Raw genomic sequence first — 1,333 nt, 5'->3', positions numbered from 1 at the left:
CCGGAGACGACGACGCGCGCGCCGGCCAGTTCCGGACGGTCGCTCTTGGCGACTTCGCGGCCCACGAAGGTGGACAGGCCCGAATCGGCGACGGCGGCGATTTCTTCCACCGCAGCCGAACCGCCCTGCGCGGCCACGGCGTCAAAGCCGGTGGTGCGCACGGTGATGACCTTGACGGCGTCGGCCGACTGCACCGTGGCAATCGCGTTGCCGGCGTAGATCGGGCGCTGGAAGGTGTCGGCCGATTCCACGCCGATGATGTCGGAGATCTGCGCCACGTCCAGCTTGGCGGCCACGCGCGGGGCCACGTTCTTGCCCGAGGCGGTCGCCGGGAACAGGATGTGGCTGTAGCCCGAGGCTACCGCCAGCACCTGGGCGGCGACGTTCTCGGCCAGGCCGTCGGCCAGTTGCGGCGCGTCGGCCAGCAGGACCTTGGACACGCCCGCGGCGGCGGCGGCCTGCTCGGCCACGGCGCGCGCATTGGCGCCGGCGACCAGCACGTGCACGTCGCCTCCGATCTTGGCGGCGGCGGCGACGGCGTTCAGGGTTGCGCCCTTGAGCTGGGCGTTATCGTGTTCGGCAATAACCAGCGTCGTCATGTTCAGACCACCTTCGCTTCGTTCTTGAGTTTGTCCACCAGGGCCGCAACATCGGCCACCTTGATGCCGGCCTTGCGCGCGGGCGGCTCGCTGACCTTCAGCGTCTTCAGGCGCGGCGCGGCGTCCACGCCCAGTTCTTCAGGGGTGACGGTGTCCAGTTGCTTCTTCTTGGCCTTCATGATGTTGGGCAGCGTGACGTAGCGCGGCTCGTTCAGGCGCAGGTCGGTGGTGACGATGGCCGGCAGCTTCAAGGTCAGCGTTTCCAGGCCGCCGTCGACTTCGCGCGTGACCGTCACCTTGCCGTCGGCCAGCTCGACCTTGCTGGCGAACGTGGCTTGCGGCCAGTCCAGCAGCGCGGCCAGCATCTGGCCGGTCTGGTTGGCGTCGTCGTCGATGGCTTGCTTGCCCAGGATCACCAGTTGCGGCTGTTCCTTGTCGACCAGCGCCTTCAACAGCTTGGCCACGGCCAGCGGCTGCAGCTCGGCATCGGTCTGGACCAGCACGCCGCGGTCGGCGCCGATGGCCATGGCCGTGCGCAGCGTTTCCTGGCATTGCGCAACGCCGCAAGAAACCGCCACGACCTCGGCCACCGCACCCTTCTCCTTCAGGCGGGTCGCTTCCTCGACGGCAATCTCGTCAAAGGGGTTCATGGACATCTTCACATTGGCGATATCCACGCCGGTTTGATCAGACTTGACGCGCACCTTGACGTTGTAGTCAACGACGCGCTTGAC

1 protein-coding gene and 1 pseudogene are annotated in these 1,333 nt (G+C 67.4%); both read right to left on the bottom strand.

Annotated features, from left to right (window positions below; all coding sequences use genetic code 11):
* Positions 1–599 (bottom strand): annotated as a pseudogene (locus tag IPU70_RS32675) (electron transfer flavoprotein subunit alpha/FixB family protein); the annotation flags it as partial.
* 2 nt (positions 600–601) lie between these two features.
* Positions 602–1,333, bottom strand: a 732-nt coding sequence (locus tag IPU70_RS32670; protein WP_242702810.1) for an electron transfer flavoprotein subunit beta/FixA family protein, incomplete at its 5' end; no start/stop codon positions are given.

The sequence above is a fragment of the Achromobacter sp. SD115 genome, assembly GCF_017355315.1.
GTDB lineage: Bacteria > Pseudomonadota > Gammaproteobacteria > Burkholderiales > Burkholderiaceae_B > Achromobacter > Achromobacter xylosoxidans_B.
Note: the sequence above shows the minus strand (reverse complement) of the source record. Positions and strands in the feature narration are given on the sequence as shown.